The organism is Shewanella sp. DW31 (assembly GCF_015767295.1).
Taxonomy (GTDB): domain Bacteria; phylum Pseudomonadota; class Gammaproteobacteria; order Enterobacterales; family Shewanellaceae; genus Shewanella; species Shewanella oncorhynchi.
The window spans coordinates 1-919 of sequence record NZ_JADWMP020000053.1 but is presented as its reverse complement, the minus strand read 5'-3'; the positions used below and the strand labels follow the sequence as shown (position 1 = coordinate 919).

At 45.2% G+C, this 919-nt stretch carries 1 pseudogene; it reads right to left on the bottom strand.

Annotation, left to right across the window (positions count from 1 at the left end):
- Positions 1-268: 268 nt before the first annotated feature.
- Positions 269-919, bottom strand: a pseudogene (locus GWI56_RS21565) (IS110-like element ISSba19 family transposase); the annotation flags it as partial.

The window sequence follows — 919 nt, the reverse complement described above, 5'->3', positions numbered from 1 at the left end:
CATATATGGACCCATCCGGTTTGCAAGACATTCGATAGCGATTTTGAGAAGAGTTCATTGCACCCATATATCCGGCCTGTTATTGAGGGATTCCTCTGGCCCTGATGGATATCTGCTTCTACTGTCCTTATCATCCTTGCGGCTTCATTATGAGCCTATGCCCGACTAAGGTTTTCAGTAGATCAGTCTGACTGTCTCATCATCAAATCAAGTGTCTTAGCAACTTGCTGGCTGGTTAATTATTAGCATTTATTGAATCTATTCAGCACTATACTGGAAGTCGATATTCTTCGTCATGCGCCGCGATAACCCATGCCATTCTCGCGAGTTTATTGGCGACGGCTACACAGGCTCGGTTAAAACCTCGGCGTTCTGCTAACTGGATTGCCCAGCAACTAAATTTATCCTGTTTATGACAACTGTGCTGTAACACCGCTCTGGCGCCGTGGATGAACAGGGTGCGTAAATACGCATTTCCCCGCTTGCTTATCCCAAGGAGGTTATCTTTACCTCCGCTGCTGTGTTGTTTGGGAACCAAGCCACACCAAGCTGAAAAGTGCCTGCCATTAGTGAAGTCTTTACCATCACCTGCGGCGGCATAAAAGGCGGTAGCGGTGACTGGGCCAATACCAGGGATAGTTTCTAAACGCTGGCAAATCACATTGTTCTTAGTTTCAGTGAGCACTTGAACGTCACAACCCTTAAGCCGTTTTTCTATATCACTAAATTCTTCATATAACTGATAAAAAATGGCCCGACCTTTGGTAGTCAGCGCATTGGTTTCATCCGCTAAAATATCTGGGAACTGTACTTTAAAAGCCGATTTACTTTTGGTTATCACAATGCCGTATTCCGCTAACATCCCTCTGACTTGATTGATTAAGGCGGTTGATTGTTTGTTTAAACGCTCACGCATGCG